Annotated in this window: 11 protein-coding genes and 3 pseudogenes; 4 read left to right on the plus strand and 10 right to left on the minus strand. The window is 61.4% G+C overall.

The genetic code is table 11. The features are described 5' to 3' along the window. Positions 1 to 92 precede the first annotated feature (92 nt). Entirely contained in the window at positions 93 to 1,676 is a 1,584-nt protein-coding gene (locus tag JQK15_RS19065; protein ID WP_214866913.1) for an integrase catalytic domain-containing protein, read from the plus strand. Between the two features lie 521 nt (positions 1,677 to 2,197). Here the strand turns inward: JQK15_RS19065 and JQK15_RS19070 are convergent. The 3 genes from JQK15_RS19070 to JQK15_RS19080 all read right to left on the minus strand — a co-directional run bounded on the left by JQK15_RS19070 (position 2,198) and on the right by JQK15_RS19080 (position 5,393). Next, the gene (locus JQK15_RS19070) at positions 2,198 to 3,307 is read right to left on the minus strand and encodes an IS110 family RNA-guided transposase (protein WP_214866915.1); all 1,110 of its coding nucleotides are present in this window, start codon (positions 3,305 to 3,307) and stop codon (positions 2,198 to 2,200) included. Between the two features lie 605 nt (positions 3,308 to 3,912). Beyond that, complete coding sequence (locus tag JQK15_RS19075) at positions 3,913 to 4,476, minus strand: TetR/AcrR family transcriptional regulator (RefSeq protein ID WP_353047227.1); 564 nt, start codon at positions 4,474 to 4,476, stop codon at positions 3,913 to 3,915. Between the two features lie 182 nt (positions 4,477 to 4,658). Further along, positions 4,659 to 5,393, minus strand: coding sequence for a GntR family transcriptional regulator (locus JQK15_RS19080; RefSeq protein WP_214866918.1), 735 nt, complete (start codon positions 5,391 to 5,393; stop codon positions 4,659 to 4,661). A gap of 96 nt (positions 5,394 to 5,489) precedes the next feature. On the opposite strand from JQK15_RS19080, the gene JQK15_RS19085 reads away from it, so the two are divergent. The 3 genes from JQK15_RS19085 to JQK15_RS19095 all read left to right on the plus strand — a co-directional run bounded on the left by JQK15_RS19085 (position 5,490) and on the right by JQK15_RS19095 (position 9,762). Further along, positions 5,490 to 6,833 carry a class-II fumarase/aspartase family protein gene (locus JQK15_RS19085; RefSeq protein WP_214866920.1) on the plus strand — a complete coding sequence of 448 codons (1,344 nt, stop codon included), beginning with the start codon at positions 5,490 to 5,492 and terminating at the stop codon, positions 6,831 to 6,833. Positions 6,834 to 6,910: 77 nt separating this feature from the next. Continuing rightward, positions 6,911 to 8,254: a cation:dicarboxylate symporter family transporter gene (locus JQK15_RS19090; RefSeq protein WP_214866922.1), complete on the plus strand. Its 1,344-nt coding sequence runs from the start codon at positions 6,911 to 6,913 to the stop codon at positions 8,252 to 8,254. After that, complete coding sequence (locus JQK15_RS19095; RefSeq protein WP_214866924.1) at positions 8,251 to 9,762, plus strand: OprO/OprP family phosphate-selective porin; 1,512 nt, start codon at positions 8,251 to 8,253, stop codon at positions 9,760 to 9,762. Before JQK15_RS19090 ends, JQK15_RS19095 begins: the two co-directional genes overlap by 4 nt. A gap of 163 nt (positions 9,763 to 9,925) precedes the next feature. Here JQK15_RS19095 and JQK15_RS19100 read toward each other — a convergent pair. The 7 genes and pseudogenes from JQK15_RS19100 to JQK15_RS19130 all read right to left on the minus strand — a co-directional run. After that, positions 9,926 to 10,872, minus strand: a pseudogene (locus JQK15_RS19100) (IS630 family transposase). A 203-nt stretch (positions 10,873 to 11,075) separates the two neighbouring features. Next, a pseudogene (locus JQK15_RS19105) lies at positions 11,076 to 11,666 on the minus strand (IS66 family transposase); the annotation flags it as partial. A gap of 32 nt (positions 11,667 to 11,698) precedes the next feature. Then, positions 11,699 to 11,902: a transposase gene (locus JQK15_RS19110; RefSeq protein WP_214866926.1), complete on the minus strand. Its 204-nt coding sequence runs from the start codon at positions 11,900 to 11,902 to the stop codon at positions 11,699 to 11,701. An 86-nt stretch (positions 11,903 to 11,988) separates the two neighbouring features. Further along, positions 11,989 to 12,264, minus strand: a pseudogene (locus JQK15_RS19115) (MerR family transcriptional regulator); the annotation flags it as partial. Next, the gene (locus tag JQK15_RS19120) at positions 12,261 to 14,639 is read right to left on the minus strand and encodes a heavy metal translocating P-type ATPase (protein WP_285236585.1); all 2,379 of its coding nucleotides are present in this window, start codon (positions 14,637 to 14,639) and stop codon (positions 12,261 to 12,263) included. The gene JQK15_RS19120 and the pseudogene JQK15_RS19115, both read right to left, overlap by 4 nt. 706 nt (positions 14,640 to 15,345) lie before the next feature. Continuing rightward, the gene (locus tag JQK15_RS19125) at positions 15,346 to 15,771 is read right to left on the minus strand and encodes an aldo/keto reductase (protein ID WP_353047228.1); all 426 of its coding nucleotides are present in this window, start codon (positions 15,769 to 15,771) and stop codon (positions 15,346 to 15,348) included. A gap of 263 nt (positions 15,772 to 16,034) precedes the next feature. Continuing rightward, positions 16,035 to 16,553, minus strand: a 519-nt coding sequence (locus JQK15_RS19130; protein WP_502956829.1) for a Gfo/Idh/MocA family protein, incomplete at its 5' end; no start/stop codon positions are given.

Raw genomic sequence — 16,553 nt, forward strand, 5'->3', positions numbered from 1 at the left:
GGGACGCATTGCCTTGAGCAGAATGTTACCGGTAGGATCGGCGTCCCGACGGAGATGGAGACTGTTCTATCGTCCGGATTCGGGGAAGTCGGATGGTCGGGCGGATCAGCATGGCGACACGATCGGAGTTGGTTGGAGCGATCATCGAACGGTATCGGTCATGCTCCCGGTCGAACAAACGGCAGATCCTGGACGAGTTCGTCGCGGTTACCGGTTATCATCGCAAGCACGCGATCCGAGTGCTGGGTCGCCGGGAGACGAAGCCGCCTCGCAATCGCCGACAGGCGATTCGGTACGGTGCCGATGTCCGGCAGGCGCTGGTGGTGCTGTGGGAGGCATCCGATCGCCTCTGCTCGAAGCGCCTGAAGCCGCTGATCCCGGTGCTGCTACCAGCGCTCGAGCGGCATAGCCGGCTCGACGTCGGCGCCGAGCTACGCGACAAGTTGCTCACGGTCAGCGCGGCGACGATGGACCGGCTACTGTCGGAGGTGCGTGTGGTAGCGCGCGGCGGACAGCGCCGCCGAGCCGGTATGAGTTCCGCGGTGCGGCGTTCGGTCCCGATCCGCACCTTTGGAGACTGGGACGATCCTCTGCCGGGTTTTGTCGAGGTCGACTTCGTTGCCCATTCCGGCACCTCGTCATCCGGCAGCTTCGTGCAAACGATGGTGTTGACCGACATCGCGACGGGCTGGACCGAATGCGTGCCGGTCCGCAGTCGCGACAGCAGCCTTGTGGTTGGGGCGATCCGGCAAGCGCAGCAGCTCTTTCCGTTCCCGCTCCTGGGCGTCGACTTCGACAACGACAGCGCGTTCATGAACGAGCTGGTGGTATGCTGGTGCCGCAGTCAGGGCCTGGAAGTGACGCGGTCCCGGGCAAACCGCAAGAACGATCAGGCATGGGTTGAGCAGAAAAACGGCGCCATCGTGCGGCGCCTGGTGGGCTACGGCAGGTTCGTTGGCGCGGCAGCAACGGCGTCGTTGGCGCGTCTTTACGACGTGGTGCGGTTACACGGCAATCTGTTCCAGCCCTCGTTCAAGCTGCGGGAGAAGACCCGGATCGGCGCGCGTGTCATCAAGCGATATCATCCGCCGGTTCCGCCGGCCGCGCGCGTGCTGGCGCATCCCAATGTCGCCATGGCCGACAAGGAGCGGCTGAGCCGGGTGCTGGATTCAGAGGATCCCGTGATGTTGTTCGCCGCAATCCGGGCGTCCCAGGACGATCTGGGAAAGCGCGTCGATCGCAGAGGGCTGAATGCGAAGCTTGAGGAGCCGGCCGTGATCGACCTGCAGCGCTTCGCCGCAAATCTGGAGACCGCCTGGCAGGCAGGTGAGAAGCGCGCGACACATCGACGCCCCTACCGGCGGACCAAGCCCTACCCGAAAAGGGGGCACATGCTCGATCCGTTCGAGGCTCAAATCCACGTCTGGCTCGAGGCTGATCCGGCAATCTCGGCCGCTGCGGTGTTGGAGCGGCTCATGAACGCGGATCCATCGCGCTTCACGCTGAAAAGCGCGAGGACGGTGCAAAAGGCAGTGAAGGTATGGCGTGCAGAAATAACCGGACAGATCATCCTTGGCGGGGACTGGATGAAGAGCCTCGCCACATCACCACCCGCCGCGGCGGGTGGTGATGTGGCGCATCTTGCAGTCGCTCAACTCGGTAACAATCTTCGGTGAGGCAACACGAGGGGTCAAATCCTCGGTTCGGTTGACAATTATCGCAGCGCTCCATCTCCGAGACCAACGCGAGCTTCTGTTCCAGTGTCCAGACGCGGCGGCGACCCGCCATCCCCGCGAGAACCTCAATACGCCGGACAGGCTTCAGAGGCACTCCAATGTCGGTGTCCAATGCGGTCGTAAGGCGGGTCTCGTCCATCTCCGCACTTCAGCTACAGCCCCCGTACATGGCAAGGTGGAGCCGGGACACCGCTCTGATGTCCGCTGTCAACGTTTCGGGCGTGCGCCAGCGACCGGTCCAGCCGGAGCCATTTGGATAATCGCACACAGGTGGAGGCAGGACCTGAAGGACGTCGGTGATCAAGCTCTGATGCGCGGGTTGGATACCGCATTACCGATTAAGCGTCTGGGGCAGTCCCTGCCTTACTACGGGCGTCGGCCAATAGCCGGCCACAAAGCGTCTGTCGGGCGTTCCCCTGCCGTGATCCTGCCCCCGCCTGTGCGCGAGTGGGATGGGTCGATCAGACTGGCTGCGCCACGCGTCCGACCGACCACATGAAGCCGGCAAGCTCGCGTGCGATCGCGGTGCAAACGACCGTCGTTCGCTTGCCGGTTGCCGCCAGCCGCCAATATCGGGCGGTAAGGCGAGATTGTGCTTTCCAGGCGATCTCACGCACGACGGGCGAGACCCGCTCATGGATGTAGAGCTTCTTCACGCCAATGCGCGGTGGATGGCGGTAGGTCCATGCGCTTTCGACGAGCATGTGCCGCACACGGCTGTTGCCGGCCTTGGTGATGCCGCCGCGCCGCACGGATGCGCCCGTTGATCGTTCGCTAGGCACGAGGCCCAGATAGCTCATGAGCTGCCTGGGATTCTCGAAGCGCGTCACGTCGCCGACCTCCGCAGCGAAGGTGACGGCGACGATCAGATCGACGCCACGAAGGGCCTGTAGGCTGCGTACGAGGGGTTCGAGAGACCAGCCTGGCAGGAACTTTTCGATCGCCGCTTCGATGCGTTTGATCCGCTCGCTGGCCAGTCGCAGTGCATCGACCATCTCCTGAAGGGCGATCTGGTGAGCCGGACGGTCGAACCGCTGTTCCTGCAGCCATCGCAGATATCGCATCGACCACGTCTTCTTCCGTGGGAAGATCCTGCCATGCTTGAGCATGAACGACGTGATGTGCTGGCGATGGACGCGCTGCGTCTCGACAGCTGCCGAGCGGCCGCGAACCAGATCGCGCATAGCTTCATGGCTTTCGTCCGGCACCCATACCGCAGTAAGCTCGCCCGCGCGCAACAGCCGCGCCAGTCCGATCGCATCCCGGCGGTTGGTCTTCACCTGATCGCCTTGACGTCGTGGAATGAGCGAGGGTGCGACGACCGTGCACTCGAAGCCCATCGACTTGATCAGACGATGAAGTCCGTATCCCGTCGGCCCTGCCTCATAGCAAAAGGTGACACTTTCGTGCTTTGCGGCAAGCCGTTTCACCAAGCGACGCATGCTCGCCTTGTCGGCGTCGAACTCGCCCAGATACCTCACTTCGCCCATGCGTCCGCCGTTGGCGACGGCTACAGCGTTGCGCAGCTTTGCAACGTCAATGCCTACAAATGCCTCTCTCTGCTCGACCATGACACCTTCTCCGCGATAGCGAAGGCTCGGCACCTGCGCCGCCCCCGCCACCACAGTGTAAGCGTAGGGTCGCCCTCAGTCGCTCAGCGGACATACGGTCTTACCCTACTCATCAGTCCCTCCTCATTCAGGAGGGGGCCCAGTTCTATTTGTCGCTACCGGCCCAGTTTTGCATGGCGCTTGACACAAGCTTGCCGTCATCATGCACCGCATGTGGTGCGATCATAGCGGGTTCCACTGGGGCAAGGCGCCGGCCTGCCAAGCGGCATGAGGAGGACTAAATCGAATCCCGCCTAACAACGCGGGTAGTGTCGTTCCCATGGGGACGAAGGGCAAGACGATCTCGCTTAGAGTTCGGAACCTCAGCTTAGCTGAAGGTCGCGAAACAGATTGAGACGTCTTGCTCTCCATGACCCTATTATGCGGCGGCCTTGCGCCGACCGCGGAGAGAAGCGGGTGATCCATGAGAATGATCATAAAGTCGAGAAAGCAGCTTGACCCCACTAGGCCCCACTCAGAGAAGAGAAGTCTCTTAGGTGTGCGGACAAGATCTTTGGCCGCATGGCCTTTAATCTGGCGAGCGAAGAGAAGCGGCTGTTTCTCTATCACGGCGCGTAGGCGCGCATGAAGACATCGACGGCTCGATCCACTTCGGACTTTAGATCCTCCGGAGTTGCCGCCTGGGCTAAGCCCCAGAGGAGTTGCTGCTGGGAATAATGGAGGGACATGGACAAAAGGAGCCGCGCCGCACGCATCGGGTCGTCACGACGCAGTCGCCCGCTCTCCATTTCGGCAGATAAGAATTTAGCAAGTTGCATTTGGGTGACGCGCGGCCCACGATTATAGAAGATAGAACCTGCCTGCGGGAAGCGAATGCCTTCTGCCACGACGAGGCGCTGAAGGGCGACGGCTTCGGCGCTCGTAAGCTTCTCCAGGACGATTGTGCAGACCCGCCGGAGTGTCTCGGCGACACTCCCGCTCGGCGTCGTCAGCATCTGTGATAGATGGGCACGATAGGTGCTGGTTCTGCTATCGATGACAGCTGTAAACAACTCTTCCTTCGACGAAAAATGTCCCCAAAGGGTACTCTTCGAGCCACCAAGCTGCGAAGCGATTCCGGACATTGTCGTAGCTGCAAAGCCGTTCTTCAAAAAGCTCTCGGCAGCCACCCGCAATATACTTTCTCGCCGGTCCTGCCGCCGAAGCTCCCGTCGACCGTGATAATGATTCCCGTCCATGTCCGCCATCGTACCACATGGTACGGGAACCAGGAAAAGGGGCGATTGACGGCAGGTTGACACCTGTCTGACTGCACCATCAATCCGGCGCGGAAAAACGAGGCGCTTGCCCTCTAGCGCCGCGAGAGCTGGACTTTGTACGCAAACCGGTCGGCCGGATGTATCGAAACCGATACCTCCGCCAGTTCGCGGGCCATGAAGTAATATTTGCGTACGATTTCCAAGGCATATCCACCCTCCTGCGCACGCAAGGCCGTAGCTTGCTGCTGCGGAATACCGGTAGCTGACAAAACCTGTTCGATCTCATGAATTGTGCGGCCCGCAGCCTGCTCCACCAATTGCGAGATGGCATTGGGATGGTCAGGCAGATGCTCACGGACATGCCGAGAATGGCGCTCCGGCACATAAACGTCCGTCCAACAAATCGGTAACGCCTGTGGAGTCTCGGGATCGAATCTCACATGCGAGATTTTCAGCCATTTGGAGCCGGGGCGCACACCCAGTTTCTTGGCGAGCTCCTCATCGACCACCATATCGTCAACCGCCAGAATGGTGCGGCTTGTCGAAGCTGCATACTGGATCAGGTTGTCGATAGTGGCAAGGTTTTGGGAGAAGCCTCCCGACGCACTGACCGGCTTGTCCGCGAGCACACAGGTTCCGCGGCTTCGGCGACGCGACACCATGCCAGAGCCTTCAAGTTCCTTGAGAGCCGCCCGCAATGTCGAACGGCTGATGCCCAGCTGCTCTGCTAAGATCGGCTCGCTTGGTAGGATTGAACCCACCGGATAAGTCCCATTGGCAATGTCGCGCGAGAGGGATCGGGCAATTTCAGCGTATCTTGTCGGCATTGGTACTCCTTGAGCCCCTAGATATGGCGCACGCGTCCCCTCGTCACCCCTTGACTATGTTCGCACATAGTGTTTGGTACGAACAAAGGAGTGGATATGCCTAGCACTGTTTTTGATTCGCTGTTGTTCCGTGACATGTTCGGCACCGAAGCGATGCGCGCGATTTTCACCGATGAAGCGCTGGTCGGCCGATATCTGGAAGCAGAAGCCGCCCTCGCTCGCGCCCAGGCCAAGATTGGAGCGATCCCTGTTGAGGCAGGCCCCGCCATCGATGCGGCCTCCAAGCACATAGCGATCGACTTCGATCGCCTCCGGCACGAAACCGAGATTGTCGGCTACCCGATCCTGCCGCTGGTTCACCAGCTTTCCGAAGCCGCCGGCGACTTTGGCGGCTTTGTACATTGGGGCGCCACGACACAGGACATCATGGATACAGCCAATGTCCTCCAGATCCGCTCCGCGCTCGACATTGTCGATGCCGACATCGAAGCCCTTCGCGGGATCCTCGTCGGCCTTGCTAAGCAATATCGCGACACACCGATGGCTGGCAGGACCCACCTTCAGCAAGCTTTACCGTGCACTTTCGGCTATAAGTGCGCCGTATGGCTTTCATCCATCGATCGCCATGCAGAACGGCTTTCCACCCTGCGTGATCGCGTCCTGTTCGGTGAGTTCTCCGGCGCGGCAGGAACGCTCGCATCGATTGGCAGGGGCGGGCTGGAAATGCAGGCTGCCTATTGCGAGGAGCTGAATCTGGCGCAGCCGCCTATCACCTGGCATGTGGCGCGGGACGGCATTGCCGAAGTCGTGACCTTCCTGGGGCTTGTCACCGGCTCGCTGGCAAAGATCGCCACCGATGTCATGTTGATGATGGCAACGGAATTCGGCGAGGTCTCCGAACCCTTCGTTCCAGGCCGCGGGGCGTCGTCGACGATGCCTCAAAAGCGCAACCCGATCAGTTGCGAGCTTATCCTTGCTGCCGCCAAATCGGTCCGCCAGCAGGTAGCGACGATGCTCGATGGCATGATCCATGACTTCGAGCGCGCGACCGGCCCATGGCATCTGGAATGGATTGCCATTCCTGAGAGCTTTATCCTGACAGCCTCTGCACTCGCCAATGCCCGCTACATGCTGGACGGTCTCGTCGTTCATGAAAAGCGCATGCGCGAAAACCTGGATCTTACATCAGGTCTGATCGTCGCGGAGGCGGTCATGATGCACGCGGCACCCCGCCTCGGCCGCCAGCATGCCCATGACATTGTCTACAATGCGTGCCGCGAGGCTATCGAGGGTGGCGGGAAGCTGGCTGATATCCTCAAGAAGAACGAGGAGGTCTCTCAGGCACTCGGCGGGGAAGAAGCGATCGACGCCGCCTGTGACCCGACCAACTATCTAGGACTATGCGGCGAAATGGTCGACCGTGTTGTCGCTGGACGCTGAATTACAACGAGAACCTTCGGATCGCAATCGGACGATGAAGCGGACGGAAGAAGCCGCAAAGTCCATGGAGAGCTTGCATGAAAAGCGTAGAAGAAATCACGGCGCTGCCTGTCAAGCGCAAGGCGCTCTGGAAGGGCCTGGGGTTTCAAGTAGCCGTGGCGATGGTGCTTGGCATCCTCGTGGGCCTGACGTTTCCCCAATTTGGAACATCGCTCAAGATCCTGGGCGACATATTCCTTAGGTTGATCAAGACCGCGGTAGCACCATTGGTGTTCCTTACCGTGGTTGCCGGGATCGCGTCGGCAGGCGACGCCAAACGCGTGGGAAAGGTCGGCCTGATCGCGATCGTGTACTTCGAGATCGTGTCGACCATCGCCATCCTTTTTGGATTGGCGTGCGCCTATCTGACTGGCGTGGGCAAAAACGTAAAGGTTGGTGCTGTGACTTCGTCGGCCGTGGACGGCGCGCGTACAGCCGCCGAGAAGGCTGGTGAAAGTAACCAGTCGGGGTTTTCCGACTTCCTTCTTCACGTGTTCCCGGACAATTTTTTTGGTGCATTTGCCAACGGTGAACTGCTCCAGGTCCTGGTAATCGCCGTAATCTTCGGGGTGAGCCTGCTTGCACTGAACCCTGCGAAGCGTTCGACGATCGAAGGCGGACTGGCCTATATCTCCGATGCGTTCTTCGAATTCATAAATCTCATCATGAAGCTCGCACCTGTCGGGACTTTCGGTGCGATCGCCTACGCGGTCGGCTCGAATGGCACCGATGTCCTCATTTCACTCGCCTGGCTTGTTCTTGCATTTTACCTTGCCGTCGTGGCTTTCATCCTCGTGGTACTCGGTGCCGTCAGCCTGGTCTTCGGCATCAACCTGCCCGGCCTGCTGCGCTTCATCAAGAACGAGATTATCGTGATCCTGGGCACGGCTTCGTCGGAGAGCGTGCTACCCAAGCTCTTGCAGAAACTACCCGCCTATGGTGCGTCGAAGCAAACCGTCGGTCTCGTGCTCCCGACCGGTTACGCGTTCAATCTCGACGGCACGTCCATCTATATGGCGATGTGCACGGTGTTTCTCAGCCATGCATTCAACGTCCCCATGTCATGGGGACAGCTGGGAGGCCTCATGGCCATCATGCTCCTGACGTCGAAGGGCGCGGCGACAGTTTCGGGCGGCACCTTCGTCGTATTCGCCGCGACGGTCACTGCTTCCGGCTTCCTGCCTGCGGAGGGCCTTCCGATTTTGTTCGGCGTCTATCGTTTCATGTCGATGGCAACTGCCGCGTGCAACGTCATCGGGAATTGCGTGGCTACCGTCGTCACTGCCAAACTTTGCGGTGAGTTCGACGGTGAACTCGCGCGCATGGCAGACAGGGATCCCGTCGGCGTGGAACGTGCCCTTCTGGTTAGCCTTGAAAAATGAAGTCTCCGCTTGCCGTAGCGGTCCTCGCCACGGCCGTGTGCGGGCCGAGCGGGACGGCGCTCGCCCAGACCAGCCTTGAACAAGTAGCCGAGAGGCTGGCGGAGCAGGAAGCCAGGCTCAAGGCCCAGGCCAAGGAAATCGAGAGCCTCAAAGCCGAACTGGCGAAAGTTCAGAAAGTCGGCGAAGTCCCGACCCCCGGCAGTTCGCCTGCAGCCTCCTCCCCAGCCGCGAGCGCCGCCGCCGTACCATCGCAGACAGCACCGGATATGGTGCCCCTCAGGATCGTTGGTGCGGGGCGAGCCCCATCGTCCGATGCCGCCACAGCTACCCGAAACCTCCTTGTGCAGGCAGGGCGCATTGAAACACTTGACGGCGCGAACTGGGATAGAGGCTCTCCGGAGTTCGTCAGCAAGGATGGTAACTTCAGCTTCCGTCCCCGCATCCGCATGTTCACCGATTTCGGAGCCACGTTCGGGTCGAAGGCGAAGACGCGCAATCTCTCTGGGACTGAACAGCGTCTGTTTGATTTGGGTTTCGAGGGGCGAGCGGGTGCTGAATTCAGCTATCTTTACGAAGCGGGGTTCGGCGATAACCGCCTCACCGTGAAAAACGCCTTTGTCGCCTGGTCGCGCGCGCTCGACAGCAAGCATATCCTTGAGATTGCCGTGGGCAATCGCGTGACTGGCCGGACCATGGACGGATCGACCTCAATTAACGATATTCACTTCATGGAGCGAAACGTCGTCGCCTCGTCCACCCAGCCGCAGAAGGGCTATTATGGCCTCGGGGTTCGCGGTCGAATCTATGGCCCCCGCTGGCACGTCGCGGCAGAAGTCGCAGGCAATGACGTCAACTCGGCGGGCAGCGCGAACGATGGTGTCACCTATTCGATCAGGTCGCACTGGAATCCGTTGCGCACCACGAACAGCCTCTTGCATATCGCAGCCTGGGGCTATCGCGAGCAGATTTCATCCTCGCTCAACGGTGTACAGCGCAACATCTACATCGGAGGTCATGTTCCGGATGCTTTACAGGTGCAGTCGGGCATTATCGTAAATCCACGCAGCGGTTACGGTGCGGGCTTCGAACTCGGCGGGGTTTTCAAATCTTTCTGGTTCTCTGCCGAGGGGGGTGGGCGGCATTTGAGCGCTCAGACCGACGCGGAATTTCGTGCCGCCTCAATTTCGGCGGGATATTTCCTAACGGGCGAGACGGTAGCCTATGCTGACAAGATCGGCATATGGGGCCGTCAGCAGGTCCTCACGCCCGTTGGTCGAGGCGGCTGGGGCGCTCTGGAGCTACTTGCGCGTTATGAAACGGTAACGCTGGAAAACGGCTCGCTGGGTGGCGAAGGCAAGGCAGCCACAATCGGTGCAAACTGGTTCTTGACCCCCAACGTGCGGTTGATGGCCAACTACATCCATTGGAGTCTGGACAATCAGTCCGGTACCGTGACGGGTGCAGATGCCGGGGACACGGTTGCTATGTCAATGCGCCTCACATATTGAAAATGGAGCATTTCGCCTTTGTAGCATGCTCGCGAAGGCTGGACAGCCAACATTGACTTGGTTTGTCCTTCAATTCGCACTCGAGCGCCTGCATGCTGACATTCAAGGGCAATATCACGAAGCGCTCACGACACGTCTCCGCTAGTTCTGGAGCATTTGCGAGTTAGTCGAAGGCATAGCCAGAGTTTTGGATGTAGTTTTGGCATTCGGCTGGGCTGAAGGCTTTGAGCAAGCGTCCGATCGTGTCTCACAGGGCGTCGCGGGTCCGGGCCGCCACCTTGCGCAGCAGCGCTTTCAGTTTGGCGAACATCTGCTCGATGGGATTGAGGTCGGGGCTGTAGGGCGGAAGATACAGGATGCTGGCGCCGACGGCGGCAATGGCCTCCCGGATGCCTGCCACCTTATGTGCGGGCAGATTATCGAGCACGACGACATCGCCTGGTGATAAAGCCGGCGCGAGGAATTGTGCGACATAGGCCCGGAAGGTTTCGCCCGTCATGGGGCCATCGAGAACCAGCGGCGCGATGATGCCGGTCGAGCGCAGGCCAGCGATGAATGTTGTCGTTCGCCAATGGCCGAATGGCGCGGCATCGATCAGGCGCTCGCCCCTGGGGCTCCAGCCATAGCGTCGAGCCATGTTGGTGGTCGCGCCGGTTTCGTCCAGGAACACGGAGGCGGCCGGATCCATGAAGCGCTGCGAGACCCGCCAGCGCCGGCGATGGTCGGCTACATCGGGGCGATCCTGTTCGGCAGCCCTCAGCGACTTTTTTGTGTGAGACAAGCCCAGCCGCTTCAACGTCGACCAGATCGTCGAGAGCGAGCCCGGCTCAATTCCTTGTTCAATCAGTGCGGCCCTGACCTCGGCCAACGTGATGCCCTTGCGGGGGTGGTCAGTTCCCGCAGCACCGCTTCGTAATCCGCCAGAAGCGGTCGGCGATAGCCACCGATCCGAGCCGGCTCGGTGCTGCCGGTCTCGCGCGCCCGCCGGACGATGCTCACTGCTGCTTCCGGACTTACCTGAAAACGCGCCGCCGCCGCACGGGCCGAACTGCCCTTCGCCACCGCCGCGACAAGACGCTTGCGCAATTCCTGGGATAAAGGTGCCGCCATCTCAGCCTCCGCTGATCAACCGACATCTTCCAATCAGAACCTATGACTCCACGCAACCTGAAAATGCTCTAGCAGTGTAGCGTGCGCGCATCGCTGCCAACATCGCCGTAAGCGCGCATTTCGTATGCACGCTGCTTCAGGAGGCAGTGCGGCCATCATAGTGGACGCTCGGCGAGACAGGCCACCGCGACGATGTCGGCGGGTCAGGCGCGTTTTTCGAAATTGAATGGCTGCAGGTCGTCGATATCGGGGTCGTGAGGTCGCTGGGGCAGTTCAGTGAGGACATGGCGTAGCCACGCGAGAGGCTCGACGCCGCAGGCGCGGCAAGTCAGCATCAGGCTGCAGGTGACGGCGCTCGCCCGTGCGCCGTCCACGATGTCGCAGAAAAGTCAGGATTTTCTTCCTGTTGCAAAAACCCTGATGTCGCGTTCGAGAAGATTGTTATCGATCGGCATCCTGCCGTCTTCGACGTAGCGCGTCAGGTATTCCCACTGGTTGAGGGTGTAGGATACCGCATCGCCAAGCTTGGTGTCGGGCACAACCTTGGGTGCGATGTCATCGAGCCACGCCTTGAGTGCATCCAGGACCGGGACGCTATGTTTCTGGCGGAAGCGGCGCAGGTAGCTGGCCTGCGTTCCCCCCTCACCGAGCATTTCGTCCCGCGCCTGCCTTTCGATCCGGTAGAGCTGGTCGAAGAACTTGAGCGCCTGTGCGGGCGGCCCGCCTTGTTTCTTCCTCCCCTTGAGGGCGTCGGCAAAGCGCCGTCTGGCGCGGGCCATGCAGCCCAATCCGGCAACTGCCCCGCGCTCCGCTGCCCATTCGCACTCTAGCGCTCCTGATACTTCCTAAACCATTTGCGCAGCTGGTTGGCATCGAGGCCGTGCTCCAGCGCAAGTCTCGCCACCGATATGCCCGGCTCGAGGCACGCCTCGACCAACCGTGCCTTCCCCGCCCGACCATAATAGCGCCGGCCGTTACTCGTCACCCTTACCGCCTCGAGCCCATAGGAGCCCATCGGTGCCATCTCCATGTGTCCACCTCTTCCTTGGTGGACACATCCTTCACACCTCGTCACTCAACCGAACAGGTGCGCGGAATTTCGCGCTTACACATCGCCGCCTTCCGGCCAAGTTCATCTGTCCGAGCAAGCGCTTTCACCCCGGTCCTCGATCGGTCGCGCTCCGCCCAAAGATGGGGCGGCGCACGAATCTTCTCACTCGGAAAACCAAGGTCGCGGGCGTTGGCGAAAAACTTGAAGCGATGAAGGTCGGCATGCGCATAGTCTCGATAGCTGCCGCGGCGGGCTGGTGGTGGAATGAGTTCGATCTCCTCATAGCGGCGGATCATGCGGTGCGACACGCCGCTGGCCCGTGAAGCGTCCCCAATACTCATAGCTTCACCCGATTGAGCCGAAGGGCATTGGTGACGACGCTGAAGGAAGATAGCGCCATTGCCGCTGCCGCAATCATCGGCGAGAGCAGCACACCAAACGGCGGATAGAGCACGCCCGCCGCGACGGGCACGCCGAGTGTGTTGTAGACGAAAGCGAAGAACAGGTTCTGCCGGATGTTCGCCATGGTCGCCCGGCTGAGACGCCGTGCATGCACGATCCCGGTGAGATCACCCCTGAGCAGAGTGACGCCCGCGCTTTCGATCGCCACGTCGGTGCCCGAGCCCATGGCGATGCCGACATCGGCGGCGGCCAGCGCGGGCGCATCGTTCACACCGTCGCCTGCCATGGCGACGACGCGGCCTTCGCGCTTCAGCCGCGCCACCGCAGCGCTCTTCTGGTCGGGGAGGACGTCTGCCTCGACCTTTTCGATGCCGAGCCTGCGGGCAACGGCTTGTGCCGTGGTGCGATTGTCGCCGGTCAGCATGACGACCTCGATACCCTCGTCACGGAGCGCAGCGAGTGCCTCGGCGGTCGTCGGCTTCACGCGATCCGCGATGGCGATCACGCCCGCGCCACACCCGTCTATGGCGACATAGATGGCGGTGGCTCCATTCCCGCGCAGAGGGTCCGCTTCCGCCTCTAGATGGGTGGTCTCGATACCGGCCTCGGCGAGGAAGGCTGCATTTCCGAGCAGGATCCGTTTGCCCTCGACCGTTCCTGTCGCGCCTTTCCCGATCGGGGAGTCGAAATCGACAACCGGCGGGATGATTACCCCCCGTTTTTCCGCTTCCGCGACGATCGCCAAGGCAAGCGGATGCTCGGACGCGCGCTCGACCGCGACCGCGAGCCGCAACAACTCGGCTTCTTCATAGCCTTCGCTCGCAACGATGCGGGTGACGGCGGGCCGGCCCTCGGTCAGCGTGCCGGTCTTGTCGACCACAAGCGTATCGACCTTCTCCATCAGCTCGAGCGCTTCGGCATTCTTGATGAGCACGCCCTGCCCTGCTCCCCGGCCGATGCCGACCATGATCGACATCGGCGTCGCCAGGCCCAGCGCACAGGGGCAAGCGATGATCAGTACCGCGACAGCAGCCACCAGTCCGTGGGCCAACCGTGGTTCGGGTCCCCAGATGCCCCAGGCGGCAAAGGCCAGTGCGGCAACGGCCAGGACCGCTGGCACGAACCAGCCCGCGACCTGATCGGCCATGCGCTGGATTGGGGCACGCGAGCGCTGTGCGTCGGCGACCATCTGGACGATGCGGGCCAGCATCGTGTCGCGCCCGACCTTCTCGGCGCGAATGACGAGCGCGCCGGTCTGGTTGAGCGTCCCGCCGATCACGTGATCGCTCACAGCCTTGGTGACCGGCATCGATTCTCCCGTCACCATCGCCTCGTCGAGCGAGGAGCGGCCATCCTCGACTTCGCCATCGACGGGCACTTTCTCACCCGGACGCACGCGCAGCCGGTCGCCCACGACGATCGCCTCGATGGCCACTTCCTCCTCACTACCGTCGGCCAGCATTCGCCGGGCGGTGCGAGGTGCGAGGCCGAGCAGCGCCTTGATCGCGCCGGACGTCCGCTCGCGCGCACGGAGTTCCAGCATCTGGCCGAGCAGCACCAGCACCGTGATCACGGCGGCCGCCTCGAAGTAGACCGCGACCGTGCCGTCTGCGGCATGAAACGCGGTAGGGAACAGCCCAGGCGCGAAGGTAGCGATCACACTATAGGCCCAGGCGACGCCGGTCCCCATGGCAATAAGTGTGAACATGTTGAGATTACGCGAGTGGAGCGATGCCCAGCCGCGGGCGAAGAATGGCGCGCCGGCCCAGAGCACCACGGGTGTCGCTAGCACCAGCTGCACCCCGACGGATATCCGCATCGGCACGAGATGGTGCAGCGCCGGGAACAGGTGAGACCCCATTTCGAGGATGAAGACAGGCAAAGCCAGGACGAGCGCGATCCAGAGCCGCCGGGTCATGTCGGTCATTTCCGCGCTGGGTCCGCTGGTCATTTCCACGACCGCAGGCTCCAGCGCCATCCCGCAGATGGGGCAGGCGCCGGGATGGTCCTGGCGTATCTCGGGGTGCATCGGGCAGGTCCAGACCGATCCGGAGGTTGCTTGGGATTGCTTCCGGTCCTGGTCGCCGAGATAGCGTGCCGGAGCCGCGATAAACTTCGTAAGGCAGCCCCCACTGCAGAAATGATAGGCGTGGCCCGCATGGTCGGCATGATGAGCGGTGGTGGCCGGGTCGACCCGCATGCCGCACACCGGATCAAACAATACACTCGCGTCCTCTTCCCCGCAGTCATGCGGAGGCTGGTGGCAGCATGCATACGCGTGCGAATGAGGGTCATGGTGGTTCGGTTCGGACATGAGTCAGTCTCCTGCGCCCATCAACATAGGGTCTGACATCATGGAAGGGTCAAGGGCCGGATGAGGATCGACCGCGCTTTCTTGAAGGCGTCTGCGATTCTGCCGACGCACTGATCATGGCGACAAACATCTCTTTCCGCGCGTTCGCGTCTCTGCGGATTCTTGGAAGGAAGAGCTTCGTGTTATGCGGACAACCGCATGCACGGTTCCCGGCATCTTCTGCTCCGCCTCAATGGCACACCTTCCCCTGCGCTTCCACAGCGCAAGCGCTATACCGCCTTCTTCGTAACCCATCTCGCCCCTGCCGGAAAGGCAGGCGCTGTAAGTTGGTGCGTGATCGTCGGACACAGGTGCTTAGCTCGCCCTAACGCCAGGCCCGCGAACCTTATCGATGTTTTGGCGCGCCCTGCGCTCGATCATGCTATTTTCCTCATGACGCTGTTCGTTTTTGCCGCCTCAGCGATGCCACGCCGCCGTCCAGCCGAAGAGTGTCTTCCTGCTGTTGCCGACATCGCGGTGCGGGCTCGCCTGCAGTGCCGTGAAAGAAAGCGCTGCCCCTTAGTCGCGGCTTGCTTCACGGCTGCGGAATGCAGCAGTTCCCGAGGCAGCAAGTCGGCGTCGACACCATCGCCTCGGTAGGCCGCAACGAGTACACCGCGTTACCGAGTTCTCTCAGCTGCCGCAGCTTGTCACACGAGAGCTTCGTCTAAGTATCCAGTTCCTCGTCCAACCAGATTTTCGTATCGATCTGCGCTTGGGCAGCGCGCGAGTAGCGAGCACCAGCGGCCGCCCGGGACGTGAAGACATAGTCGATCATAGCGAAAACCGCGTCGGGAAGGTCGAGTGAGAGCGTCGCCAGATATTCCTCCAGATGGGCGGTGTTCGTGGTTCCTGGAATGGGCACGATGAACGGCCGCCGGGACAGCAGCCACGCCAAACACAGCTGTGCCGGCGTGCATCCCGCCTGCTGTGCAATGGTCTGCAACTGTCCGAACAGGGCGAGGTTATGGCTGAAATTCGGTTCCCTAAAACGTGGCATCGATGCCCGGAGGTCGGCCTGCGCAAAGTTGGGCGAATTCACGACACCAGCGAACAGCCCGCGCGCCAGCGGCGAGAAGGCGACGAAGTCGATGCCGTGTTCGGCGCAGCAGTCTAGTACCTCCGCATTGCGCGGCCAGGGTGCAGCAGTCGCTCCGCCTGCGCTGGCCCAGGCGCGGGCATATAGGCGTGGCTAAGGTTCATGCAGACAAGGCCGATGGCGGAGACAGTAAGCGGACCGATGGAGCGAGTAGGAAGGCGTTGGCTCATGGTTAGCGACGGTTCCTTTGGCATGGCATGCCGATAGCGACGGCCGCGTATCGCAAATCACGCGACAGCGCCCTCAATCGCTTGTGATCAGCCGGCGAGCTGCGTTTCCAGTTCGCCCAGCACGCGATAGCAGTCGAACACCTTGGCCACCGAGCTGTTGGGTTCGCGCCCCTCGCGGATCGCGCTGATGAACTCGCGGTCCTGCAGCTCGATGCCATTGTTGGAGATGGTGACGCCGGCAAGGTCGATCGGCTCTTCCTTGCCGTTCACCAGATCGTCGTAGCGCGCGATATAGGTGTCGGTGTCGCCGATATAGCGGAAGAAGGTGCCGAGCGGCCCGTCATTGTTGAAGCTCAGCGACAGGGTGCAGATGGCGCCGGTCTCGCTCTTCAATTGGATCGACATGTCCATGGCGATGCCCAGTTCCGGATGGATCGGCCCCTGCATCGCGTGAGCGGCGACGATCTTGCCCGCCTGATAGGCGAACAGATCGACCGTATGCGCGGCATGATGCCACAGAAGATGGTCGGTCCACGACCGCGGCTCGCCCTTGGCATTGATGTTCTTGCGGCGGAAGAAATAGGTCTGCACGTCCATCTGCTGGAC

This window comes from Sphingobium sp. BHU LFT2 (genome assembly GCF_018604485.1).
Classification (GTDB): domain Bacteria; phylum Pseudomonadota; class Alphaproteobacteria; order Sphingomonadales; family Sphingomonadaceae; genus Sphingobium; species Sphingobium yanoikuyae_A.